At 71.8% G+C, this 24883-nt stretch carries 19 protein-coding genes; 14 read left to right on the top strand and 5 right to left on the bottom strand.

All coding sequences use genetic code 11. The features are described 5' to 3' along the window. Positions 1 to 13: 13 nt before the first annotated feature. On the bottom strand, positions 14 to 1159 hold the full coding sequence (locus EIY87_RS42965) for a YihY/virulence factor BrkB family protein (protein ID WP_125315747.1): 1146 nt from the start codon (positions 1157 to 1159) through the stop codon (positions 14 to 16). 212 nt (positions 1160 to 1371) lie between these two features. On the opposite strand from EIY87_RS42965, the gene EIY87_RS42970 reads away from it, so the two are divergent. The 5 genes from EIY87_RS42970 (at position 1372) to EIY87_RS42990 (ending at position 8301) form a co-directional block, all read left to right on the top strand. Further along, complete coding sequence (locus tag EIY87_RS42970; RefSeq protein ID WP_125315748.1) at positions 1372 to 3108, top strand: DEAD/DEAH box helicase; 1737 nt, start codon at positions 1372 to 1374, stop codon at positions 3106 to 3108. Positions 3109 to 3623: 515 nt separating this feature from the next. Further along, on the top strand, positions 3624 to 4760 hold the full coding sequence (locus EIY87_RS42975) for a sugar ABC transporter substrate-binding protein (protein ID WP_125315749.1): 1137 nt from the start codon (positions 3624 to 3626) through the stop codon (positions 4758 to 4760). Between the two features lie 90 nt (positions 4761 to 4850). Further along, positions 4851 to 5624, top strand: a complete 774-nt coding sequence (locus tag EIY87_RS42980; protein ID WP_103351750.1) for an ATP-binding cassette domain-containing protein — start codon at positions 4851 to 4853, stop codon at positions 5622 to 5624. 20 nt (positions 5625 to 5644) lie between these two features. After that, positions 5645 to 7108 (top strand): sugar ABC transporter permease, encoded by a 1464-nt coding sequence (locus EIY87_RS42985; RefSeq protein ID WP_125315750.1) that lies wholly within the window; start codon positions 5645 to 5647, stop codon positions 7106 to 7108. A gap of 11 nt (positions 7109 to 7119) precedes the next feature. Continuing rightward, complete coding sequence (locus tag EIY87_RS42990) at positions 7120 to 8301, top strand: ROK family transcriptional regulator (protein ID WP_125315751.1); 1182 nt, start codon at positions 7120 to 7122, stop codon at positions 8299 to 8301. Between the two features lie 129 nt (positions 8302 to 8430). On the opposite strand, the gene EIY87_RS42995 is transcribed toward EIY87_RS42990, so the two are convergent. Further along, entirely contained in the window at positions 8431 to 8610 is a 180-nt protein-coding gene (locus tag EIY87_RS42995) for a DUF7455 domain-containing protein (protein WP_125315752.1), read from the bottom strand. 341 nt (positions 8611 to 8951) lie between these two features. Between EIY87_RS42995 and EIY87_RS43000 the strand changes: the two genes are divergently transcribed. The 3 genes from EIY87_RS43000 to EIY87_RS43010 all read left to right on the top strand — a co-directional run bounded on the left by EIY87_RS43000 (position 8952) and on the right by EIY87_RS43010 (position 12477). Continuing rightward, a complete protein-coding gene (locus EIY87_RS43000) occupies positions 8952 to 9758 on the top strand; it encodes an EamA family transporter (RefSeq protein ID WP_125315753.1) in 807 nt (268 codons plus the stop codon). 543 nt (positions 9759 to 10301) lie between these two features. Beyond that, entirely contained in the window at positions 10302 to 11645 is a 1344-nt protein-coding gene (locus tag EIY87_RS43005) for a type I glutamate--ammonia ligase (protein ID WP_191984481.1), read from the top strand. Between the two features lie 49 nt (positions 11646 to 11694). Beyond that, positions 11695 to 12477: a DUF6885 family protein gene (locus EIY87_RS43010; RefSeq protein WP_125315755.1), complete on the top strand. Its 783-nt coding sequence runs from the start codon at positions 11695 to 11697 to the stop codon at positions 12475 to 12477. Here EIY87_RS43010 and EIY87_RS43015 read toward each other — a convergent pair. Genes EIY87_RS43015 through EIY87_RS43025 form a run of 3 tightly spaced genes read right to left on the bottom strand, consistent with a single transcriptional unit; the run spans position 12455 to position 15770 of the window. Beyond that, positions 12455 to 13894 (bottom strand): amino acid permease, encoded by a 1440-nt coding sequence (locus tag EIY87_RS43015; protein WP_125315923.1) that lies wholly within the window; start codon positions 13892 to 13894, stop codon positions 12455 to 12457. The genes EIY87_RS43010 and EIY87_RS43015 overlap by 23 nt on opposite strands. Positions 13895 to 13935: 41 nt before the next feature. Then, entirely contained in the window at positions 13936 to 14604 is a 669-nt protein-coding gene (locus EIY87_RS43020; RefSeq protein ID WP_125315756.1) for a response regulator, read from the bottom strand. Continuing rightward, positions 14601 to 15770 (bottom strand): sensor histidine kinase, encoded by a 1170-nt coding sequence (locus EIY87_RS43025; RefSeq protein ID WP_125315757.1) that lies wholly within the window; start codon positions 15768 to 15770, stop codon positions 14601 to 14603. Before EIY87_RS43025 ends, EIY87_RS43020 begins: the two co-directional genes overlap by 4 nt. Positions 15771 to 15879: 109 nt before the next feature. Here EIY87_RS43025 and EIY87_RS43030 point away from each other — a divergent pair, with 109 nt between their 5' ends. The 6 genes from EIY87_RS43030 (at position 15880) to treZ (ending at position 24867) form a co-directional block, all read left to right on the top strand. Beyond that, positions 15880 to 16455 carry a hypothetical protein gene (locus EIY87_RS43030; RefSeq protein ID WP_125315758.1) on the top strand — a complete coding sequence of 192 codons (576 nt, stop codon included), beginning with the start codon at positions 15880 to 15882 and terminating at the stop codon, positions 16453 to 16455. Then, positions 16452 to 16652, top strand: coding sequence for a hypothetical protein (locus EIY87_RS43035; protein WP_125315759.1), 201 nt, complete (start codon positions 16452 to 16454; stop codon positions 16650 to 16652). Before EIY87_RS43030 ends, EIY87_RS43035 begins: the two co-directional genes overlap by 4 nt. A gap of 77 nt (positions 16653 to 16729) precedes the next feature. Beyond that, positions 16730 to 18694 (top strand): 4-alpha-glucanotransferase, encoded by a 1965-nt coding sequence (malQ, locus tag EIY87_RS43040; RefSeq protein WP_191984483.1) that lies wholly within the window; start codon positions 16730 to 16732, stop codon positions 18692 to 18694. 76 nt (positions 18695 to 18770) lie between these two features. Then, positions 18771 to 20897: a glycogen debranching protein GlgX gene (gene glgX / locus EIY87_RS43045; RefSeq protein ID WP_125315761.1), complete on the top strand. Its 2127-nt coding sequence runs from the start codon at positions 18771 to 18773 to the stop codon at positions 20895 to 20897. Next, positions 20894 to 23158 carry a malto-oligosyltrehalose synthase gene (treY, locus tag EIY87_RS43050; protein WP_125315762.1) on the top strand — a complete coding sequence of 755 codons (2265 nt, stop codon included), beginning with the start codon at positions 20894 to 20896 and terminating at the stop codon, positions 23156 to 23158. The genes glgX and treY overlap by 4 nt, the downstream gene beginning before the upstream one ends. Further along, on the top strand, positions 23155 to 24867 hold the full coding sequence (gene treZ, locus EIY87_RS43055; RefSeq protein WP_125315763.1) for a malto-oligosyltrehalose trehalohydrolase: 1713 nt from the start codon (positions 23155 to 23157) through the stop codon (positions 24865 to 24867). Before treY ends, treZ begins: the two co-directional genes overlap by 4 nt. Positions 24868 to 24883 lie beyond the last annotated feature (16 nt).

The following is a 24883-nucleotide window of genomic DNA, read 5'->3' on the forward strand; positions in this document are numbered from 1 at the left end:
CCTGAGGAGCGACTCAGTCTGAGGGTGGATTCCGGGTCGTCCCAGGGGAGGAGACCCGACCCTGAGGAGCGCTGGGTGCCGGGTCCGGTGCGCTCGGTGACGGGGTGTCCTCTTCGGACGGTGCGCTGCCGTTCCCGGCCCCGTCTTCGGCGCGCGGGCGCTTGAGCGGCGTGGTCGTGCGCTCCCACAGCTTGCGGCCCTCTTCGGTGCGCAGCCGCTCGGAAGCGCGTTCCATCTCCAGCCGCCGCCACCTGCGCCGCTGCCGCCGGGTCGCCTTCGCCGGCCACAGCTCCTGGATCGCGCTGTTGAAGTACGCCCCGCCGACCACGGCCAGCCCGATGAAGAACATCAGCAGCAGGAACGCGATCGGCGCGGCGAGCGCGCCGTAGGTGTAGCCGGTCTTGGTGATCCAGTTCAGGTAGACGCGCAGGCCGACCGACGAGAGCAGGAACACGACCATGGCGAGCACCGCGCCGGGCAGCCCGCGGTGCCACGGCAGCTTCCGCGGCAGCGCGAGCTTGTACAGCGTGGTCAGCGCCAGGGTGATCATCGCGCCGAGCGCCGGGAAGTACAGCGCGCTCACCCACGACGTCACGGTCGGGCGCCAGTCCGCCGGGAAGAACTCCGGCAGCAGGTCGGGGCCGATCGCCAGCAGCGGCAGCCCGACCACCAGGATCACCAGGCCGCACAGGTAGAGCAGGAGCGCGAAGATCCGCTGCCAGACGTCGTTGCGGACGCCGTACTGGTCGTGCGCGACGGTGATCGCGTCCACGAACGACGACATCGCCGACGAGCCGGCCCAGAGCGAGATCAGGAAGCCCACCGAGACGATCTCGCCCTTGCCGACGGTGAGGATGCTGTTCACGGTCGGCTCGATGATGTCCTGGACGGCGTTGGCGCTGAACACCGTCCGGCAGAACCCGATGATGCGGTCGTGCACGGCGGACACGACGCCGGTGCCGAACCACTCGCCGACGAAGCCCAGGCTGCCGAGCAGCCCGAGCAGCAGCGGAGGCAGCGACAGCGTCTGCCAGAAGGCCGCCTCGGCGGCCTCGGAGAAGATGTTGCCCTCCCAGGCCTTGGCGAGCGTGCGCGTGAGAAGGCGCCACGGCCCCTTGCGGGCCACCTTCGTCGCACCGGACGGCTGCACCTCACCCATGACGTGTCCAGCATGGTCCATCGCCGCTGATTTGGCTCGTCACACCCCCTGCGGCCGGGCGTGTCGGGGGACATCACCCGTGCCGGTGCCCGGAACTGTCGGACCCGGCCGGTAGACTCGCTCCAGTGCCCTCACCGCAGTCGCCGACGCAGAAGTCGGTACCACAGTGAGGGTTTTCGCACGTCACAGCACTTGAGCGAGGGGGGACCGGCATGACGGAGACGCAGCTCGGCGCGCCTCCCGCGGAGAAGGACTCGACCGCGCGCCCGCTGCGGGCGTGGCAGCGGCGGGCGCTCACCAAGTACCTGACGCAGAAGCCGAAGGACTTCCTCGCGGTGGCGACGCCCGGCGCCGGCAAGACGGTGTTCGGCCTGCGGATCGCCGCGGAGCTGCTGAGCGACCGCACGGTCGAGGCGATCACCATCGTCACGCCGACCGAGCACCTCAAGCACCAGTGGGCGGCCTCGGCCGCGGCGGCCGGCATCGCCATCGACTCGAACTTCCGCAACACCACCGGCGTCACGTCGTCGGACTACAACGGCGTCGCGCTGACGTACGCGCAGGTCGCGGCGCACCCGACCCTGCACCGGGTGCGCACGGAGAACCGCAAGACGCTGGTGATCCTCGACGAGATCCACCACGGCGGGGACGCGAAGAGCTGGGGTGACGCGATCCGCGAGGCCTTCACCCCGGCCGTGCGGCGCCTGTCGCTGACCGGGACGCCGTTCCGGTCCGACGACTCGGCCATCCCGTTCGTCACCTACGAGCCGGACGCGGGCGGGTTCCAGCGCAGCAAGGCCGACCACGCGTACGGCTACGCGGACGCGCTGGCCGACGGCGTGGTCCGGCCGGTCGTCTTCCTCGCGTACTCGGGCGAGGCCTCCTGGCGCACGAGCGCGGGGGAGGAGTTCACCGCGCGGCTCGGCGAGCCGCTGACCGCGGAGCAGAACGCCCGGGCGTGGCGCACGGCGCTCGACCCGGCGGGCGAGTGGATCCCGGCGGTGCTGCAGGCCGCCGACACGCGGCTGTCGCAGGTCCGCCAGGGCGTGCCGGACGCGGGCGGCCTGGTCATCGCGACCGACCAGGAGACGGCGCGGGCGTACGCGAAGATCCTGGAGCGCATCTCGGGCGAGGCCCCGACGCTGGTGCTGTCCGACGACCCGAAGGCGTCGGGCCGGATCAAGGAGTTCTCCGAGACCACCGAACGCTGGATCATCGCGGTCCGGATGGTCTCCGAAGGCGTCGACGTCCCGCGGCTGGCCGTGGGCGTGTACGCCACGAGCGCGTCGACCCCGCTGTTCTTCGCCCAGGCCATCGGCCGGTACGTGCGCGCCAGGAAGAAGGGCGAGACGGCGAGCGTCTTCCTGCCTTCGGTGCCGGTGCTGCTGGAGCTGGCCAGCGAGCTGGAGGCCCAGCGCGACCACGTGCTGGGCAAGCCGCACCGGGAGAAGGAAGGCTGGGAGGACGAGCTCCTCGCCCAGGCCAACCGCACCGAGGACGAGCCGGGCGAGGAGGAGAAGGCGTTCACCTCGCTGGGCGCCTCGGCCGAGCTCGACCAGGTCATCTACGACGGCAACTCGTTCGGCACGGCGGTCTTCTCCGGCTCGGACGAGGAGCAGGAGTACCTGGGCCTGCCGGGGCTGCTGGAGCCCGACCAGGTCCGCGCGCTGCTGCGCAAGCGGCAGGAAGAGCAGATCGCCGACGAGAAGCGGCGCAAGCCGGCCAAGGAGGAGGCGCCCCCGCCGGCGGCGCGTCCCCAGTCGGTCAGCGAGCGGCTCGGCGCGTTGCGCAAGGAGCTGAACGCGCTGGTGGGCATGTACCACCACCGGACCAAGAAGCCGCACGGCGCGATCCACAACGAGCTGCGCCGGGTGTGTGGCGGCCCGGTGACCGCGATGGCGACCGTCGAGCAGCTCGAGGAGCGGATCGTCACCCTGCGGTCCTGGTAGGCGTCGCCCGAGAGGCTGAAGCTCGGGTGATCACGGTCCGTTCCTGGTACGGACCAGTCGAGGTGTGACGCTCCGTGCCGCCGGTGTCACCACCGGCCTGCCCGGACGTCCTCGTTCCCGTGGTGCGACGGGCACTTTCGCGCACCAAGTTCGCAAGTCGGCGACCAATCACGCGCCGGACGCGTGGGTTCGCCACAGGTTGCGCTGGGTGTACCCCGAAGGAGTACCTTCACGGCGTCACGAAACCTGGATGTAACACTGAGTGAGTGCCGGCGATCACATCGTCAGCGGATCTGCTCTTTCCGGGCAAGGTTCAGCCCGTGTTGCCGAACCGTGTCCAATTGGTGTCATTTAATCGATCCAGCTATCTTCCCCGCAGCCGCTCAGCGGCATATGTTGTCGCCCACAACATATGCGCGTCGGTGCGCCGGGCCTCTCCGGATCACCGCCCCGCACGGCCCGAGACGACGTCGACGGCCGCTCGTCACCAATGCTTGGATCCGGAAGGAACGAGGATGCGCAGCAGAACCCTTACCCTCCTCGCCGCCACGGTGAGCACCGGCCTGGTGCTGACCGCTTGCGGTGCCAACAGTTCGAACAGCGGGGGCACGGGGAGCAGCTCCGCTTCCTCGTCCGCGCAGGCCGGCGGCGGTGCCAACGGCAAGGTCGGCGTCATCCTGCCGGAGACCGCCACCTCGGCGCGCTGGGAGGCCTTCGACAAGCCGATGCTGACCGCGGCGCTGACCGCGCAGGGCTTCGAGGTCGACGTCCAGAACGCCCAGGGCGACAACCAGAAGTTCTCCACCCTGGCCGACGGCTTCATCAGCTCCGGCGTCAAGGTCCTGGTCATCGCCCCCGGTGACCCGGCCGTCGGTGCCGCGGTCGAGGCCAAGGCGAAGACCGCGGGCATCCCGGTCATCGACTACGACCGCCCGAGCCTCGGCGGCTCCGCCGACTACTACGTCTCGTTCGACAACGAGAAGGTCGGCCAGCTGCAGGGCCAGGCCATGGCCGACGCGCTGAAGAGCAAGGCCGGCGCGGGCGTCGTCCAGATCGAGGGCGCCCCGACCGACAACAACGCCACGCTGTTCACCAAGGGCCAGGACTCCGTCCTCGAGCCGCTGTTCTCGGCGGGCACCCTGAAGCGCATCCAGAAGCAGCCGATCAACGACTGGGACAACCAGCTCGGCGGCACGACGTTCGAGCAGATCTTCACCGCCAACGGCGGCAAGGTCGACGGCGTCGTCGCGGCGAACGACGGCCTGGCCGGCGCGGTCATCACCATCCTCAAGAAGAACGGCCTCAACGGCAAGGTCCCGGTCACCGGCCAGGACGCCACCGCCGACGGCCTGATGGCGGTCATGCGCGGCGACCAGTACATGACGGTCTTCAAGCCGATCAAGGAAGAGGCCGAGGCCACCGCCAAGCTGGCCGCCGCCCTCGCCAAGGGCGACACCGCCGGCGCGGACGCGATCGCCACGGGCAAGCTGCACGACCCGAAGAACAACCGCGACATCAAGTCCGTGCTGCTCAACCCGACGACGATCCTGGAGAAGGACGTCAAGACCGTCGTCACCCAGGGCTACGTGAAGGCCGCCGAGATCTGCGGTGGCGACCTCGCCGCCAAGTGCACCTCGCTCGGCATCTCCTGAGCCGTCCGCTCAACCCATGAACAGCCGGGCCGGGACGCGCACCCCGACGGCGCGTCCCGGCCCGGTCCCCACCCAGGAGTAAAGCCAGCCATGAGTGAGCCCATCCTCGAGATCAAGGGCCTGAACAAGAGCTTCGGCCCCGTCCACGTCCTCCACGACGTGGACTTCGACGTGCGTGCGGGCGAAGTGACCGCCCTGGTCGGCGACAACGGCGCCGGCAAGTCGACCCTCGTCAAGTGCATCGCCGGCATCCACCCGTACGACTCGGGGGCCGTGCGGTTCAACGGGCAGGACGCCCACATCCGGGGGCCGAAGGACGCCGCCGACCTCGGCATCGAGGTCGTCTACCAGGACCTCGCGCTCGCCGACAACCTCGACATCGTCCAGAACATGTTCCTCGGCCGCGAGCGCGGGAGCAGCTGGAAGCTGGACGAAGCCAGCATGGAGAAGGCCGCGCGCGAGACGCTGGCCTCCCTGTCGGTGCGGACCGTGAAGTCGGTCCGGACGCCGGTCTCCTCGCTGTCCGGTGGTCAGCGCCAGACCGTCGCCATCGCGAAGTCGGTGCTGTGGAACAGCAAGGTCGTCGTGCTCGACGAGCCGACCGCCGCGCTCGGTGTCGCGCAGACCCGGCAGGTGCTGGACCTGGTCCGCCGCCTGGCCGAGCAGGGCCTGGGCGTCGTGCTGATCAGCCACAACATGGCCGACGTGTTCGAGGTCGCCGACCGCATCGCCGTCCTCTACCTCGGCCGCCTCGTCGCCGAGGTGCACACGAAGGACGTCACCCACGGCCAGGTCGTGGAACTGATCACCGCCGGTCGCTCCGGTGACCTCGGCCTGGCCCGGCCCGAAGCCGTGGTCCTGTGAGCGGGAAGAAAGAACCGGAAATGACTGAAACCCCTGCCAAGCACGAGGTCGGCAGCCCCGCCGACGCGCTCGCGCAGACCCAGAACCCGACCGCGGCGATCTCCGACTTCGGCATCGACACGACATCGATGTCAACCGGGGAAGCGATCCGCGACTACTTCGCCCGCCTGCGGGCCGGCGAGCTCGGCGCGCTGCCGTCGCTGTTCGGCCTGCTCGTGCTCGTCATCCTGTTCACGGCGCTGTCGGACAACTTCCTCACGCTCGCGAACATCGCCAACGTCTTCCCGCAGGGCGCCGGCGTGATCATCATCGCGATGGGCATCGTCTTCGTGCTGCTGCTCGGCGAAATCGACCTCGCCGCCGGTGTCGCGTCCGGTACCGCCGCGTCGGTGATGGCCCTGCACTACGTGCACGCCGGGAACCTGCTGGGCTCCATGGGCACCGGCGTGTTCGTCACGTTCATCGCGGTCCTCGCGGTGGCCATGCTGCTGTCGGCCTACCAGCGGATCTGGGCCGGCGCCGCGCTGTCGCTGATCGGCCTGCTGATCGTCGCGGTCGGCGTGCCGGCCAACGCGTGGCTGGAGATCCTGCTGGCCATCTGCGTCGGCACCGCGATCGGCTGCATCACCGGCTTCCTCGTGTCGAAGATCGGCATGCCGTCCTTCGTCGTGACCCTGGCGCTGTTCATCGTGTGGCAGGGCGTGCTGCTGCAGTTCATCGGTGAGGGCGGCACGATCGGCATCACGAACTCCGACGTCCTGTACAAGATCGCCAACGGCAACCTGAGCGTCCTGGGCAGCTGGATCTTCTTCCTCATCGCGGCCGGCGGCTTCGCCGTGGTCACGCTGCTCAGCCACTTCAAGCGGCTCCAGCGCGGCCTGGTCGTCCAGCCGACGCCGCTGGTGCTGATCAAGGTCGGCGCGCTCGTCGTCCTCTCGGCGCTGGGCACGTGGCTGCTGACGGTCAACCGCTCGCCGAACAAGGCGGTCGTCACCATCCAGGGCATCCCGTACGTCATCCCGGTGATGCTGGTGCTGCTGGTGGCCGGGACCTACGTGCTGAACCGGACCAAGTACGGCCGCTACGTCTACGCGGTCGGCGGCAACAAGGAAGCCGCCCGCCGCGCCGGTATCGACGTGCCGAAGATCCGCGCGAGCGTGTTCGTCATCGGCTCGGCGATCGCGGCCATCGGCGGCATCGTCGCCGCGTCGAAGGTCGGTTCGGTCAGCCCGCAGTCCGGTGGCCTGAACACGCTGCTGTTCTCGGTGGGCGCCGCGGTCATCGGCGGCACGTCGCTGTTCGGCGGCAAGGGCCGGGTGGCCGACGCCGTCGTCGGTGGCCTGGTGATCGCCGTGGTCATCAACGGCCTGGGCCTGCTCAAGCAGCCGGCCGCGGTGGTCAACATCGTCACCGGTCTGGTCCTGCTGCTCGCCGCCACGGTCGACGCGCTGTCCCGGCGCCGCGCGGCTGCGTCGGCGCGCTGAACCAGCATGGAATGATAAAGCCCGTGACCAGCACACCCGTTGCACGACCGGACGAGGTGCGCCGGCACAACCGCACGACCCTGCTCCGCCTGCTGCACGTCGGCGGGCCGAGCACCCGGGCGACCCTGGCCGCCGAGCTGGGGCTCAACCGGAGCACGATCAAGACCCTCGTCGACGGGCTCGCCGAAGCCGGCGTCGTCGAGGAGAAGGTGCCGAGGCCGGGACGAGGGGCGGGCCGCCCCTCGCTCCTGGTCCTGCCCCAGCCGCACGCGGCGGTCGTGCTCGCGGTCGACCTGCAGGTCGAGCACGTCGCGATCGCGCTGGTCGGGCTGGGCGGGCAGATCCTGGGCCGCAACAGCTGGAACCTGCGTGGCCGGATGGGCCAGCCCGACGAGGTCATCACGCACGTCATCGAGTCGACGGCCATCCTGGCCGGCGACCTCGACGTGACCCCGGTGGCGGCCGGGGTGTCGGTGCCCGGCGTCATCCGGCGCGCGGACGGGCACGTGCACGAGGCCCCGAACCTGCGCTGGACCGACGTCGCACTGGGCGAGCGGCTCGGCGGGGTGCTGCAGATCCCGATCCTGGTCGGCAACGACGCCGAGTTCGGCGCGGTGGCCGAGCACCTGCGCGGGGCCGCCCGCGGGGCGTCCGACATCGTCTACATCTCGGCGGACGTCGGCGTCGGCGGCGGCGTCATCGCCGAAGGCTCGCCCCTGCGCGGCGGCTCGGGGTACGTCGGCGAGATCGGGCACATGGTGATCCGCCCGGACGGCCGCCCCTGCTACTGCGGCAGCAGCGGCTGCTGGGAGACCGAGGTCGGCGAAGCGGCGCTGTGCCGGGCCCTCGGGCTCCCGGAGGACACGCCGCGCGGCGCGATCCTGTTCGAGCTGCGCGAGCTGGGCCGCGCCCCGGAAACGGCGCTCACGCGGCTGGCGGAGTTCGCCGAGTGGCTGACGCTCGGGCTGATCAACGTCGTCAACCTGCTGGGCCCGCAGCTGGTGATCCTCGGCGACCTGCTGACGGTGCTGCCGGAGGCGGTGCTGCGGCACGTCGGCGCGGAAGTGCGGCGGCGCAGCCTGGTCAGCCGGGCGGTCGGCGGCACCCGGATCGTGAGTTCCGCGCTGGGGGCCGACGTGAAGCTGCTGGGGGCCGCCGAAGTGGCGTTCGAAGTCGTGCTGGATTCTGTCTGATTTCCTGTCCGGTTTCGTGTCCGGAATCACGGCTTTTCGCGGCCGTACCGTGATAAAGGCCACGCACTCTGCAAGATGCAGAAAGGCGGCCGGTGCCTGTGCGCACCGGCCGCCTTTCGCGTGTCGGGGTTACCGCTGGATGTCGGCGGACAGTTCCTTGAGCTTGGCCTCGTGCTCGCGGGCGTGGTGCCCGCAGAAGAGCAGTTCGCCACCTCCGGAGAGGATGGCGCGTACCTGAGCTGCTGCTCCGCACCGGTCACAGCGGTCGGCGGCGGTCAGTTCGGGGCGGGTGAGCGTTGGCGTTGTCATGGGGGTCTCCCTCCGTCCCGGCACCGGTTGCCCGGTGCCATCGATCCAGCTACGCCCACTTCGGAACGCTGCCGCTGGCGGCGATCGCCTTCGGCTCCGCGGTGTTCGTGCTTCCACTCTTCCAGACGTTTCGCGGCTCGCAAGTGTTCCCGCGCCGGTGGGACCTGAGTCACGTCGATTTACCCCGGATGCCGTAGCCGGATCCCGCAATGCAGGAGACGAATACCCGGAGAGTTACGTTTTCCGTGGTCAGGCACCATGGAGCCGTGAGTACGGTGACAACCCGCCGACGGCTTTCCGCGGTCCCCGCACCGCTCTTGTTCGTTCTCAGCGGAATTTCGATGTACGCCGGAGCGGCGGTGGCGGTCGACCTTTTCGGCCACGCGACCCCGGCCGGAGTGGCCTGGCTCCGCTGCCTCGGCGCGGCGGCGGTCCTCCTCGCCTGGCGCCGCCCGCCCCGAGCGGCGTGGCAAGGCCGCCGGCTCCTGCTGGCGATCGTGTTCGGCGTGGTGACGGCGGGCATGAACGTGCTCTTCTACGAGGCGATCGCGAGGCTCCCGCTGGGCACGGTGGTGGCCCTGGAGTTCGCGGGCCCGGTCCTGGTGGCGGCCCTGGGCTCGCGAACGCTGCGCGACGTGCTGGCGCTGGTCCTGGTGGCCTGCGGCGTGGTGGCGATCGCGGACGTCCGCATCGCGGGCTCGTTCCTGGGCGTGGCCTTCGCCCTGGCCGCGGCGGCGGCCTGGGCCGGCTACATCCTCCTGGGCAAGCGAGTGGCGGTCGACGGCGACGGCATAGACAGCCTGGCCATCGGCTTCGCGGCGGCGACGGTGGTGTTGTCGCCGCTGGCGCTGGGGACGGGGGAGCTGTGGACGTCGCCGCGGATGCTGCTGCTGGGGGTGGGGGTCGGGGTGCTGTCGACGGTGGTGCCGTACGCACTGGACCAGGTGGTCTTGCGTCGCCTGGGCCAGGCCCGGTTCGCGGTGCTGCTGGCGCTGCTGCCGGTGACGGCCGGCGTGATGGGGTTCCTGCTGCTGGGGCAGGTGCCTTCGGTCCCGGAGGCACTGGGGACGCTGGCGGTGGTGGCCGGGGTGGCGTTGCGGAGCCGGGACGGCGCGGAGCGGGCGGCGGGGGTGGAGCCGCCGGGGTGAGGGGGGGCGCTGCCGCGGCGGCTACGCTCGCTGCCCTTCCGCCGGCATGCGGCGGTTCGCCGTGGACGGCCATCGCCAACCGCACGAGCCTCGGCGCACCCGCCTGCTCTGACTGACTCGCTCGGCAATTCGCCCGCCTTGCCCAGACCCGCACCCCGGCCGCCGAACACCGCCGAACCCCCGCCCAGCCCCGCACCCCGGCCGCGCCGAGCACCGCCGAACCTCTGCCCAGACCCGCACCCCGGCCGCGCCGGACACCGCCACCCCCCGAGCAGGCCAGCGACGGACCGGCGAAGGCAAAACCGCAGGTCGGCGACCTGTACCGGCCAGGCCGTACCAAGGCCGCGAGGCCGCCCGGAGCGGTCGGCGACAGGGCGGCCGAACCGCGCCCGCCGAGTTGTCCACAGACGGCCCGTGATGTGGGCAACTCGGCTCGGCAGGCCTCTTTCCCGGCCTTTTCGTCGGACCGGCCCGATACGCTGGAGCGGGGCTCGTCCCCCGGGACGGGTGGGGTTTGTCCGGGGCCGGAGGAGGCGGGTGGCCATGACCAAGGCGGCGTCCGCGGCGGCGAAGGACTTCGCGGCTGCCGGGGTTGGCGGTGTTCACCTCGCCTGGGCGGACAACAACGGCATTCCGCGGTCGCGGATCGTGCCCATCGCCGGGCTCGCCGATGCCGCCGTTCGCGGGGTTGGGGCCACGTCGCTCTTCGCCGTTTTCGACAGTCATGACGCCATCACCTACGGGCACGCCGGGCTCGCCACGCCGTCCGGGGACATCCGGCTCGTGCCCGTCGTCGAGCGGCTGCGGCGGCTCGCGGGGCAGCCCGCGCTCGCCTGGGCGCCCGCGCGGCAGCTCACCCGGGACGGCGAGCCGTGGCCCTACTGCCAGCGGGCCGTGCTCGAGGCGCAGGTCGCCGAGGGGGCGCGGCGGGGGCTCGAGTTCCGGGCCGGGTACGAGCTGGAATTCGCCGTCGCTCCCGCGGGCAGCACCGACATCGTGACCACGCCCGGGCACCCCGGCCCCGCCTACAGCCCGCACGCCCTGGTCCGCCTCGACGGCTTCATCGCCGCCCTGCTGCACGACTTCGCCGCCAACGGGCTGCGGATCGGGCAGCTGCACGCCGAGTACGGGGTCGCGCAGGTCGAGCTGTCGCTGGCGGCCACCGATCCGGTGGCCGCCGCCGATGATCAGCTGCTCGCGCGGCAGACCATTCACGCCGCCGCGCACGCGCACGGGCTCGTGGTCAGCTTCGCGCCGCTCATCGGGCTCGGTTCGGCCGGGAACGGCTGGCACCTGCACACCTCCGTCCACCGCAAGGGGCGGAACCTCCTCGACGACCTCGGCGGCGACGGCGCCGGTTACCTCGCCGGGCTGCTGCGCGACCTGCCGGCGCTGACCGCGATCACCGCGCCGAGCGTCCCGTCCACCCTGCGGCTGCGGCCCGGCTACTTCGCGGGCGCGTACGCGTTCTGGGGCGTCGAAAACCGCGAAGCGCCGCTGCGGTACGTCCCCGGCTCGCCGCTGCTGGGCGCCGGCCACGCGAACGTCGAGCTCAAGACGTCCGACGCCTCCGCCAACCCGTACCTCGCGCTCGCGGTCGTGCTGGCCGCCGGGATGGCGGGCATCGAGGACGCGCCCGCGCTGCCCGAGCCGATCGGCGAAGACCCGGGCGGCTGGACGGCGGGGGAGCGGGAGACGCGCGGGGTGCGGCGGCTGCCGGCCGACACCGCCGAGCAGGACGCCGCGCTGCTCGCCACGCCGCGGATCGCCGGCGTGCTCGGCGACGACCTGCTGGGCGCCTTCCGCGCGGTCCGGGCGTCCGACGCGGCGTGGGCGGCCGAACGCGCTCCCGGCGAGATCGTCGCCGCGCACCTGTGGCGTTATTGAAGGCTGGGATGATGACCCCACGGAATCCGGGAAGCCACTGAGGGGACCGATGTCTTCGGGGATCGACGGCGGGCAGCTCGACCTGTCCGGGGTGCGCTGGCTGCCGGGCGGGGCCCGCCTGGCCGCGGCGGCCCAGGCGGAGCTGCCCCAGAAAGACGGCCTGGCCGCGGCGTTCTGCGGCCTCGCGGCGCTGCGGGCGGCCGGGCTCGACGTGGCCGACCAGGACGCCGTCGCGGCGGCCGCGGGCACCGTCCGCGGCCCGGCCGTGCGCCCGCCGGGTGAGGTGGGGCGGGCCGGTTTCCGGTTGCCGCTGCCGGTCGTCGACGACCCGGCCGCCGCCGGCACGCGGGTTTCGGGGCTGGCCTCGGCCGTCGGTTCGCTGTCCCGCGGTGCTCTCGTGGCGGTGCCGGTGACGGGGGCGTGGACCACCGAGTCGCTCTTCGACCTGCTGGTCGGGCTGTGGGACGTCCCGCGCGTCGCGGTGATCGCCCGGATCGACGGCGCCGAGCTCGGTGCCCACGACACCCCGGAACGCGCGCTGCTCGACTACCTCGACACCGGCGTCCCGCCGCTCTGGACGTCCCGCTGGCGCCCGCCCGGCGGCCACTTCGTGCTCCTGGCGGGGATCCGCATCGGCGCCGAAGGCACCTTGCTGTCCGTTGTGGACACTTATGCGTCGTTGGGCGACAACGGGATCCACGACCAGCCGGTCGAATGGGTCACGGCGGCGCTGACCGGGCTCGGCGTCCTCGTGGTCGTCGACGCCGACCAGGCCGGCGTCGTCCGCGACGCGGCTCGCGTCGCCGGGCTCAGCTCGTCTCCTTGGGACTGACCGCGGCTTCGGTGGCGAAGCGGGAATGCCGCCTGCCGTAGGCGAAGTAGATCACCAGGCCGACCGCGAGCCACGCCGCGAACCGGATCCACGTCAGCACGTTGAGGTTGAGCATCAGGTACAGGCACGCCAGCGCGGCCAGGATCGGGACCACCGGCGAGAACGGCACGGAGAACGGCCGCTCCAGGTCGGGCCGGCGGCGTCGCAGCACCGGGACCGCCACCGCCACGATGATCATCGCCGACAGCGCCCCGATGCTCACCATGTCGGCCAGCTCGGAGATCGGGATGAACGCGGCCAGCACGGCGATCAGCGCCGCGCCGCCGATCGTCATCCGGTGCGGGGTGCCCCAGCGCGGGTGCGCCGTGCCGAGCGCCTTCGGCAGCAGGCCGTCGCGGCCCATCGCGAAGCCGATCCGCCCGATCGTCACCAGTTCGACCATCATCACCGACGTCAGGCCGGTCACCGCGCCGAGCGAGATCAGCGCGCCGACCCAGTGCTGGCCGACCCGGTCGAACGCGTCCGCCAGCGGCGCGCCGGTGTCGATGTCGGTGAACGGGATCATGCCGGTCAGCACGATCGACACGCCGATGTACAGCAGCGCGCACACGCCGAGCGCGCCGAGGATGCCGACCCGGAGGTCCTTGCGCGGGTTCAGCGTCTCCTCGCCGAGGTTCGCGAGGGCTTCGAAACCGGTGTAGGCGAAGAACACGACCGCGGCGGCGGTGACCATGCCCGCGATGCCGTACACCGACTGTTCGAGACCCAGCGCGGCCTGCACGATGGGTTGCTCGAGCACCGTCGCCCCGGACTCGGGGGCCTGCGCCGGCGGGATGAACGGCGTCAGGTTGGCGCCCTTGACGAAGAACAGCCCGACCGCGAGCACCAGCACGCAGACCGCGACCTTCACGCACACCAAGAGGTTGGTCAGCCACGCCGATTCCTTGATGCCCAGCACGGCGACGACGGTCAGCACGGCGATGATGAGCACCGCGCCGACGTTCACCTTCGCGTCTTCGCCGAACCACTCCGGCGACAGCCCGAGCAGGTTCGCCAGGTAGCCCGACCAGCCACGCGACACCACGGCGGCGCCGAGCGCGAACTCCAGCAGCAGGTCCCAGCCGATGATCCAGGCGAACACCTCCCCGAGGGTCGCGAAGGCGTAGGTGTAAGCGCTTCCTGCCGTCGGGACGCTGGAGGCGAGCTCGGCGTAGCACAGCGCCGCGAGGCCGGCGACGACCGCGCCGAGCACGAACGACAGCGTCACGGCGGGCCCGGCGTGCGTCTTCGCCTCGACGCCCGCGAGGGTGAAGATGCCGGTGCCGATGATGATGCCGACGCCGAACCCGACCAGGTCGCGTCCGCGCAGCCGCCGCTTGAGCTCTCCGGAGTCCTGGCGGGCCAGGACCTCGTCCACGTTCAGCGTTCTCCGCACACCCATGAGGAGAAGTTAGAAGGTCACGGGGGTTTCCGCAGATCGGCGAGCGTCAGCCCGTTTTCCTGCGCCAGGATCGCGGCGTGCACGCGGGAGTGCAGGCCCAGCTTGCCCAGCACGCGCGAGACGTGCGTCTTGACCGTGGTCTCGCCGATGTACAGCCGGGTGCCGATCTGGTAGTTGGACAGGCCCGCGCCGAGGCAGGCGAGGACCTCGCGTTCGCGGTCGGTGAGGGTGCAGAGGCCGTCGGGCGCCGGTGCCGGCCCCCGGGTGGCCGCGGCGAACGAGCTGATCACGCGGCGGGTGATCTGCGGGGCGAGCACGCCCTCGCCGGCCGCGACCAGCTTCACGGCCTCGATCAGCCGCGGCGCCGCGACGGACTTGAGCAGGAACCCGGCGGCACCCGCCTGCAGTGCCCCGTCCACGTACTCGTCGAGGTCGAACGTGGTGAGCACGAGGACCTGCGTGAGCCCTTCGGCGACCAGCTGGCGGGTGGCGCTGATGCCGTCGGTGCCCGGCATCTGCACGTCCATCAGCGTGACGTCGGGGCGGAGGGCGCGGGCCTGCCGCACGGCGGCGGCGCCGTCGGCGGCTTCCCCGACGACGTCGATGCCCTCCGCGTGGTTGAGGATGGTGCTGAGGCCGAACCGGATGGCGTCGTGGTCGTCGGCGATGAGGACGGTAACGGTCATCGTGAATCGCTCACCGGTAGTTCCGCGCGGACCAGCCAGCCTTCGCCCTCCGGGCCGGCGGTGAGCTTGCCGCCCACGGCGTCGGCTCGTTCGCGCATGTTCAGCAGGCCGGTTCCGGCGCCGTCGTCTTCTTTCGGGTGGTAGGCGTCGTTGCGGACCTCGACCGCGAGGACGCCGTCGAGGTAGCAGACGTCGACGTCGACCTTCCCGCCCGGGGCGTGCTTGACCGCGTTGGTCAGCGCCTCCTGCGTGATCCGGTACGCGGTCAGGTCGACCGCCGCCGGCAGCGGCACCGCGGTGTCCACAGTGGACCCCACGGTGACGTCCAGGCCGCTCGCCCGCGCCGACTCCACCAGCTTGGCCAGCTCGGCCAGCCGGGCGGGCGCGGTCCTCGCCGCGTCTCCGCGCTCGGCTTTGAGCAACCCGATCATCGCGCGCATTTCCTCCAGTGCGCTCACGCTGTTTTCCCGGACCGACTCGAGGACCGCCCTCGCCAGCTGCGGGTCCGGCAGCGAGAGCGCCGCTTCCGACTGGATCGCGATCGCCGAGAGGTGCCCGGCGATCACGTCGTGCAGGTCGCGCGCCATCCGCCCGCGCTCGGCCGCGACCGCCGCCCGCCGGTCCAGCTCCGCGATCTTCGCCAGCTGCGCGGCGTTGGCCCGCTCGGTCTCGGCGATGTCCCGCTGCTGCCGGACGTTCGCGGCCCACCACACCGGCGTGACGACGAACGGCAGCACGCCCACCGCGGACAGCACGGCCACCCGCCACTCCTGCGCGAGCAGCAGCACCGCGGCGAGCACGCCCACCACCGACAGCGCGGCGACGCCGATCATCACCCGGCTCGTGCGCCGGGAGCCGTACAGCGTCGCCGCGTACAGGAAGTCGGTGTAGATGATCAGCACCGGCAGCGACGGGCCGAGCCAGATGTCCGCCGCGACCACCGCCGTCGCCAGGAGCAGCGCGCCCGGTACCCAGCGGCGCAGCAGCTCCAGACCGCACAGCGCGGTCAGCTCCAGGAGTCGCACCCACAGCGGAGCGTGGTCGTACCCCGCCAGCAGCCGGTGGATGCCGGCCGCGTACACGCCGAAGCCGACCGCCCACGTGGTGAGGGCGATCAGGGCGTCCTGCTGCCACACCGGCAGCGAGCGAAGGCGAGGGAACTGCATGTGATCATCCCAGCACATCGCGTGCCGGGTCCGCGTCCTACGAAGTGATGACGCCCGGTCCTCCCTTCCGACGACGCGCCGGAGCCGCCGCGTGGGCGAGCGTGGAGGGGTGAACGGAATCGGGGAGTTCTTCGCGGAGAACCCGATGGCGGTCGTGATCGCGGCCGGCGAGATCGGGTTCTGGGTGTTCATCGCGGCCGGGCTGGCCGTGCGGTACCTGCTGCGGGCGCGGCGGGCGTCGGCGGTGCTGCTGGCGATGGTGCCGCTGATCGACGTGGTCGTGCTGGTGGCGACGGTCGTCGACCTGGCGGGCGGGGCGAAGGCGAACTTCACCCACGGTCTGGCAGCGGTGTACCTGGGGTTCAGCGTCGTGTTCGGGCCCGGCATGGTCCGCTGGGCCGACGAGCGCTTCGCGCACCGCTTCGGCGGCGGACCGCCACCACCGCCGAAGCGGCGGGGGCGGGAGAAGCTGCGCCACGAGTGGCGCGAGTTCTTCAAGTGCCTGCTGGCCTGCGGGCTGGCGGCGGTGGCGCTGCTGGGGGCGATCTTCGCGATCGGCACGCCGGACCAGGTCGCCCCGCTGTGGTCGTGGTTCCCGCGGCTCGGCGTGGTGACGGTGATCTGGCTGGTCACCGGTCCGGTGTGGGAGGAGCTGTTCGGTAAGCGCGAGGAGGTGCGGTCGTGATCGAGCTGCTGGGCATCCTGCTGGTGGTCCAGGGGGCGGGCGGGCTGCTGAACCGGCTGCTCGGTGCGGGTTCGCCGAGCTGGTTCGTCCAGCTGCACCTGCTGCCGCCTTCGCTGCACGTGGCGGCGAGCGTGGTGATGGTGCTCGGCGGGGCGGTGGTGTTGTTCGCGATCCGGGGAAGGAAGGGGAAAGGATGAGGGGTGGACGAGGGGGCGGGAACGGCCGCCGGGGTGACGTCGGACCGTGTGGATGGCGGGAACGGCCGGGCACCGGAATGCTGGGGGCCGTGCCCGATGAGATCCCCGCCCGACGTGCCCTGCAGGAGCTTGCCGACCGGTATGGCGTCGCCACCCGGTACGAGAACGCCGACCAGGTTTGGGTCGAGGTGGACGACGACGTCGTCGTCGCCGTTCTCGGGCAGTTCGGGGTCGACGCGACCAGTGCCGATGCCATCGCCGAGGCCCTGGCCGCCGCCGAGAGCGGGGCCGGGCTGCCGCCGGCGATCGTGGTCGAGGAGGGAGTGACCAGGCAGCTGCCCGGGGACGCCGAGGTCGTCCTGGAGGACGGGACGCGCCGCCAGGTGAGCGGGGAGCTGCCCGGCGACCTGCCGCTCGGCTGGCACCGGGTGGTGACCGCCGAGCAGGACGTCGTGCTCGCCGTCGTGCCCGCGAAGCTGCCGGCCGTGAAACCCGCGTGGGGATGGATGCTGCAGCTCTACTCCCTGCACTCGGCCGGGTCGTGGGGCATCGGCGACTACGCCGACCTCGCCACCTTCGCGGCGCGGTCGGCGGCCGAGCTGGACGCGGGGGTGCTGCTGGTCAACCCGGTGCAGGCGATCAGCCCGGCGCACCCCGTCGAGCGGTCGCCGTACTCGCCCGCGAGCCGTCGGTTCGCCAATCCCGTCTACCTGCGCGTCACGGCCACTGAGACGTTCGCGCGGGCCGGCGCGGCGACCCGGGCGGCCGTCGAGTCGCTGGCGCCGGACCGCGAAGGCGACCTGATCGACTACGACGCCGTCTGGACCGCCAAGCGAGCCGCGCTCGAACTGCTGTGGCCGCACCACGTGGAGGAGGTGCCCGAGGACGAGGACCTGCGCGAATTCGGTCTCTTCTGCGCGCTCGCCGAACTGCACGGCGCCGACTGGCGGGACTGGCCGGAAGGCCTGCGGGAGCCGGCCGGTGCCGAGGTGGGACGGGCCCGCGAGGAGCTCCGGGACCGCGTCGCCTTCCACTGCTGGCTGCAGCACCTCTGCCGCGTCCAGCTGGAAGCGGCGCGGCGAGCCGCCCGGGAGGCCGGGATGAGCGTCGGGATCGTGCACGACCTGCCGGTCGGGGTGCACCCGGGCGGAGCCGACACCTGGGCGGTGCGGGACGTCTTCGCCGCCGACGTGCGGGTCGGGGCGCCGCCGGACGCGTTCAACCAGCAGGGGCAGGACTGGAACCTGCCGCCGTGGCGGCCGGACAAGCTGGCCGAGGCCGGGTACGCGCCCTTCCGGGACGTCATCCGCGGGGTCCTGCGGTACGCCGACGGCATCCGCGTCGACCACATCGCCGGGCTGTGGCGGCTGTGGTGGATCCCGCCGGGCGAGCCCGCGCACCGCGGCACCTACGTGCACTACGACGCCGAGGCGATGGTCGGCGTGCTCGCGCTCGAGGCGCACCGGGCGGGCGCGGTCGTCGTGGGGGAGGACCTGGGCACGGTCGAGGACGTCGTCACCGAAACCATGCACGAACGGGGGATGCTCAGCTCCGCCGTGCTGTGGTTCGAACGGGACTGGGACGCGCCGGGCAAGCCGTTCACCCCGCCGGCGAGCTGGGACCCGGACGCGATGGCCAGCATCTCGACGCACGACCTGCCGACCGTCCCGGGCTGGCTGCGGGGCGAGCACGTCCGGGTGCGCGCCGAGCTGGGGCTGCTGGACCGCGGGGTCGAAGCCGAAGAGAAATCGGCCGCCGCCGAACGGGCCGCGCTGATGGAACTCGTTGCGCGCGAAGGGATTCCGGACGGCGACCCGGTCGTCGCGCTGCACACCCTGCTCGCGGAAGCCGCGTCGCGGCTCGTGCTGACGTCGCCGGCCGACGTCGCGGGCCAGGTGCGGCAGCCGAATCTGCCCGGAACCGTCGACCAGTACCCTAACTGGCGGATTCGCCTTCCCGTCAGCGTCGACGGCTTCTTCACCGCGAAGGGGGTTCGCGCCGCGGTCGCGCCGCTGGCGGCGGCCCGCCCGTTGCCCGGGTAACGGCTTCTTCGCGGCGCACGACTCACGTCCGTCGACACGGACGACACCGGCACGACCCAAGCTCGAGGAGACCCCAGTGCGGCCCTGGCCAGGAACGCCCTACCCGCTCGGCGCCACCTACGACGGAGTCGGGACGAACTTCGCCCTGTTCTCCGAGGTGGCCGAGCGGGTCGAACTGTGCCTGTTCGACGCCGACGGCACCGAGACGCGCCACACGCTCGAAGAGGTGGACGGGTTCGTCCACCACGGCTACCTGCTCAACGTCGGGCCGGGGCAGCGCTACGGCTTCCGCGTCCACGGACCGTACGACCCGAAGCGCGGCTTGCGCTGCAACCCGAACAAGCTGCTCATCGACCCGTACGCGAAGGCCGTCTCGCACGGCGTGAAGTGGGACGAGTCGCTGTTCGGCTACCAGTTCGACAACCCGGACGAGCGCAACGACGACGACTCCGCCGGGCGGGTGCCGTACTCGCTGGTGGCGAGCCCGTTCTTCGACTGGGGCAACGACCGCCAGCCGAAGCGGCCGTACAACGAGACGGTCATCTACGAGGCGCACGTCAAGGGCATGACCGTGAACCACCCGTTCGTGCCCGAGGCGCTGCGGGGCACCTACGCCGGTCTCGCGCACCCGGCGGTCGTGGAGCACCTGCAGAAACTCGGCGTCACGGCGGTGGAACTGCTGCCGGTGCACCAGTTCGTCACCGACCACGGCCTGGCCGAGAAGGGCCTGACGAACTACTGGGGCTACAACACGATCGGGTACTTCGCGCCGCACGACGCGTACGCGGCGATGCCCGGCGAGGGCGGGCAGGTCCAGGAGTTCAAGGGCATGGTGAAGGCCTTCCACGAGGCCGGCATCGAAGTCATCCTGGACGTGGTTTACAACCACACCGCCGAGGGAAACCACCTCGGGCCGACGCTGTCGATGCGGGGCATCGACAACGAGGCCTACTACCGGCTGGTGGAGGGGGAGCCCGAGTACTACATGGACTACACCGGCACCGGGAACTCCCTCAACGTCCGCAATCCGCACACACTGCAGCTGATCATGGACTCGCTGCGGTACTGGGTGACGGAGATGCACGTCGACGGCTTCCGCTTCGACCTCGCTTCGGCGCTGGCGCGCGAGTTCTACGACGTCGACCGGCTGTCCACGTTCTTCGACCTGGTGCAGCAGGACCCGATCGTCAGCCAGGTGAAGCTGATCGCCGAGCCGTGGGACGTCGGGCCCGGTGGCTACCAGGTCGGCAACTTCCCGCCGCTGTGGACGGAGTGGAACGGGCAGTTCCGCGACACCGTCCGCGACTTCTGGCGCGGCGAGCCCTCCACGCTGGGGGAGTTCGCGTCGCGCATCACCGGCTCGTCGGACCTCTACCAGGACGACGGCCGCCGCCCGTTCGCGTCGATCAACTTCGTCACCGCGCACGACGGCTTCACGCTGCGGGACCTGGTGTCCTACAACGAAAAGCACAACGAGGCCAACGGCGAGGACGGCCGTGACGGCGCCGACGACAACCGGTCGTGGAACTGCGGGGTCGAGGGCGAGACCGACGATCCCGAGGTGCTGAACCTGCGTGCCCGCCAGCAGCGGAACATGCTGGCCACGATGCTGCTTTCGCAAGGCGTCCCGATGATCCTGCACGGCGACGAGTTCGGGCGCACCCAGCAGGGCAACAACAACGTCTACTGCCAGGACTCCGCACTGTCCTGGATGGACTGGGAACTGGCCAAGGACAACGCGGACCTGGTCAAGTTCACCGGCGGGCTGGGCGCGTTCCGGCACCGGCACCCGGTGTTCCGCCGCCGCCGGTTCTTCCAGGGCGGGCCGGTCGGCAAGGGCGACAAGCTCGGCGACATCGCCTGGTTCACCCCGGCCGGCGAGGAGATGACCGAGCAGAACTGGGACGACGGCTTCGGCAAGGCGGTCGTCGTCTTCCTCAACGGCAAGGCGATCCCGGACCTCGACCAGCGCGGCATGAAGGTCGAGGACGACTCGTTCCTGCTCGCCTTCAACGCCCACTACGAGGACATCGACGCCAAGCTGCCGGGCAACGGGTACGGCGAGCGCTGGACAGTCGTCATCGACACCGCGACCGGCGAGGTGGAACCCGCCGGCGCGGAGCCGATCGAGGGCGGCGGCCAGCTCACCCTCCCCGCCCGGTCCCTGATCGTGCTGCAGCGGACGGAGACGGAGCCCGAATGACGGTGCCGGAGTCGACCTACCGGGTGCAGCTGCGCCCGGAGTTCACCTTCACCGACGCGGCCGGCATCGCCGGCTACCTGCGCGAACTCGGTGTCGGCGCGCTCTACGCGTCGCCGGTGCTGGACGCGACGCCCGGGTCGACGCACGGCTACGACGTCGTCGACCCGACGCGCGCGCGGCCAGAGCTGGGTGGCGAGGACGCCCGACGCGAGCTGAGCGTGAAGCTGAAGGAGGCCGGGCTCGGCCTGGTCGTCGACATCGTGCCCAACCACATGTCGGTCGAGGTCCCGAAGGCGAACCGGTTCTGGTGGGACGTGCTCCAACACGGCCGAGACTCGCCGTATGCGGCCTTCTTCGACGTCGACTGGGCACGCGGGCCGATCCTGCTGCCGGTCCTGGGCGACGACGACGCCGTGGCGGAGCTGTCGGTCGAGGACGGCGAACTCGCCTACTACGACCACCGCTTCCCGATCGCGCCGGGGACGGAAAGCGGGACGCCGCAAGAGATCCACGAACGGCAGCACTACCGGCTGATCGGCTGGCGCCGCGGCAACGCGGAGCTGAACTACCGCCGGTTCTTCGACATCACGAACCTGGCCGCCGTCCGCGTCGAGGACCCGACGGTGTTCGCCGAGACGCACGGCGAGGTGCTGCGCTGGGTGGCCGACGGCGACGTCACCGGCCTGCGCGTCGACCACCCGGACGGCCTCGCCGACCCCGGCGGCTACTTCCGGCGGCTGCGCGAGAACGCTCCGGGCGCGTGGATCGTGGCGGAGAAGATCCTGCACCCGGGCGAGCCGCTGCCGCAGAGCTGGCCGGTCGACGGCACCACCGGCTACGACGCCCTGCGCGAGATCGCCGGCGTCTTCGTCGGCCCGGCCGCCGAGCCCGCCTTCACCGAGCTGGCGAACGAGCTGGGCGTGAAGACCGGCTACCACCGCGTCGAGGCCGAGGCCCGGCGCCTGGTCACCGACCGCATCCTGGTCGCCGAGGTCCGGCGGATCGCGGCGCTGCTGCGGGACGTCGACGCCGAGCAGGCGCGGCAGGCGGTGGCCGAGGCCATGATCGCCTTCCCCGTCTACCGCTCCTACCTGCCCGAAGGCGCGGCGCACTGGGCCGCCGCGATCGCCGGAGCGCGCCAGGCGCGGCCCGACCTCGCCGACGCGCTCGCGGCCCTCGACGCGCAGGTCCGCGCCGAGCCGGACGGCGAGCTGGCCACCCGGATCCAGCAGACGTCCGGCATGGTCGTGGCCAAGGGCACCGAGGACACCACGTTCTACCGCTACACCCGCTTCGCCGCGCTCAACGAGGTCGGCGGCAACCCGGACCGCTTCGGCCTCGGCGTCGAGGAGTTCCACCGGCTGGCCGCCGGGCGCGAAGCGGGTTACCCGGCCGCGATGACGACGCTGACCACGCACGACACCAAGCGGTCCGAGGACACCCGCGCCCGGATGGCCGTGCTGGCCGAAGTGCCCGGTGAGTTCGCCGAAGCGGTCCGGCGGTGGACCGCGAGCCACGGGATCGACGAGCCGTCGCTCAACCTGCTCGCCTGGCAGACGCTCGTGTCCACCTGGCCGATCGAGCCGGCCCGGCTGCGGGACTACCTCGACAAGGCGGCCAAGGAAGCCAAGCTCCGGACCAGCTGGACCGACCACGACGAGGCCTTCGAGGCCGCCGTCGCCGCCTGGCCCGGCAAAGTCGTCAACGACCCCGACGTGGCCGCGTTCGTCGCGCGGATCGAGCGGCCGGGCTGGAGCAACTCGCTCGGGCAGAAGCTCGTCCAGCTGACCGCGCCCGGGGTCCCGGACGTCTACCAGGGCACCGAGCTGTGGGACTTCTCGCTGGTCGACCCGGACAACCGCCGTCCGGTCGACTACGCGGTCCGCCGCGAGCTGCTGAAGCGGATCTCCGGCGGCGAGCTGCCGGAGATCGACGCGTCGGGCGCGGCGAAGCTGCTGGTCGTGCACAAGGCGCTGAAGCTGCGCCAGGAGCACCCCGCGTTGTTCCGCGGCTACCGGCCGCTGCGCGCCGAGGGCGTCGCGGCGGAGCACTGCCTGGCCTACACCCGCAGCCCCGATCTGGCCGTCGCGGTCACCCGGCTGCCGGTCGGCCTCGAAGCCGCGGGCGGCTGGCGCGACACCGTGCTCCCGCTGCCGGACGGCGTCTGGACCGACGTCCTCACCGGCCGGGACGCGACGCCGGACCTGGCCACCCTGTTCGAGCGGTACCCCGTCGCGTTGCTGGTGCGAGGAGACGCATGAGGTTCAGTGTCTGGGCCCCGGCCGCCGAGCGGGTCCGGGTCGCCGTCGACGCCGAGGTGCACGAGATGACCGCGGCCGACGGCGGCTGGTGGCACGCCGACGCCGACGGCATCAACTACGCCTTCCTCCTGGACGACGACGAGAAGCCGCTGCCCGACCCGCGGTCGCGGTGGCAGCCGCACGGCGTCCACCAGGAGTCGCGGGTCTACGACCACGGCGAGTTCGAGTGGACCGACGACGCCTGGCACGGCCGTCAGCTGCCCGGCGCCGTCGTCTACGAGCTGCACCTCGGCACCTTCACCGAGGGCGGCACCTTCGACGCCGCCATCGACCGGCTCGACCACCTCGTCGACCTCGGGATCACGCACGTCGAGCTGCTGCCGGTGAACTCCTTCGACGGCACCGCCGGCTGGGGCTACGACGGCGTCCTCTGGGGCGCGGTGCACGAGCCCTACGGCGGCCCGGACGGGCTCAAGCGGTTCGTCGACGCGGCCCACGCGCGCGGCCTGGCGGTCGTGCTCGACGTCGTCTACAACCACCTCGGGCCCTCCGGCGCCTACCTCGACCGGTTCGGCCCGTACTTCGCCGGCCAGAACGACTGGGGGCCCGGCCTCAACCTCGACGGCGCCGGCTCCGACGAGGTCCGCCGGTACGTGATCGACAACGCGCTGAGCTGGTTCCACGACTTCCACGTCGACGCGCTGCGCCTGGACGCCGTCCACGCGCTGCTGGACCGGCGGGCCGTCCACCTGCTCGAACAGCTCGCCACCGAGGTCGACGCGCTGTCGGCGGCGCTGAACCGGCCGCTGACGCTGATCGCCGAGTCCGACCTCAACGACCCGCGGCTCGTCACGCCCCGCGAGCGCGGCGGGTATGGCCTGCACGCCCAGTGGTCGGACGACTTCCACCACGCGCTGCACGTCAAGCTGACCGGCGAAACGAGCGGGTACTACACCGACTTCGCCGCGCCGGACGCGCTCGGGCGGGTCCTGCGCGAGGCGTTCTTCCACGCCGGCACCTGGTCGTCGTTCCGGGAGCGGACCCACGGCCGCCCGGTCGACACGCGGACGGTGCCCGGGCACCGCTTCCTCGGCTACCTGCAGAACCACGACCAGATCGGCAACCGCGCGACCGGCGACCGGCTCTCGGCGACGGTCCCGGCGAACCGGCTGGGCTGCGGCGCGGCCATCCTGTTCTGCTCGCCGTTCACACCGATGGTGTTCATGGGGGAGGAGTGGGCGGCGAGCACGCCGTGGCAGTTCTTCGCCTCGTTCCCGGACCCCGAGCTGGCCGAGGCCGTCCGCACGGGCCGCCGTCGCGAGTTCTCCCGGCACGGCTGGGGCGAATCGGACGTACCGGACCCGATGGACCCGGCCACCGTGGACCGGTCGCGGCTCGACTGGGCCGAAGCGGACCAGCCGGGGCACCGCGAGGTGCTGGAGCTGTACCGCGCGCTGATCCGGCTGCGCCGCGAACGGCCCGAACTGGCCGATCCCCGGCTCGACGGCCTGCGCGTCGACAGCTCGCCGGACGGCTCCTGGCTCGTCCTGCACCGCGGCCCGCTGCGGCTGGCGGTCAACTTCGGTCCCGGGCCGGTCACGCTCCCGCTCGGAGCCACGTCGGCCCTGCTCACGTGGGGCGGGGCCGAGGTCGACGGCGGGGCAGCCCAGCTGCCGCCGGACGGTTTCGTTCTGGTCGAAACCCGATAACCGCACCGCACACGGC

Origin of the sequence: Amycolatopsis eburnea, from assembly GCF_003937945.1 — a bacterium.
Classification (GTDB): domain Bacteria; phylum Actinomycetota; class Actinomycetes; order Mycobacteriales; family Pseudonocardiaceae; genus Amycolatopsis; species Amycolatopsis eburnea.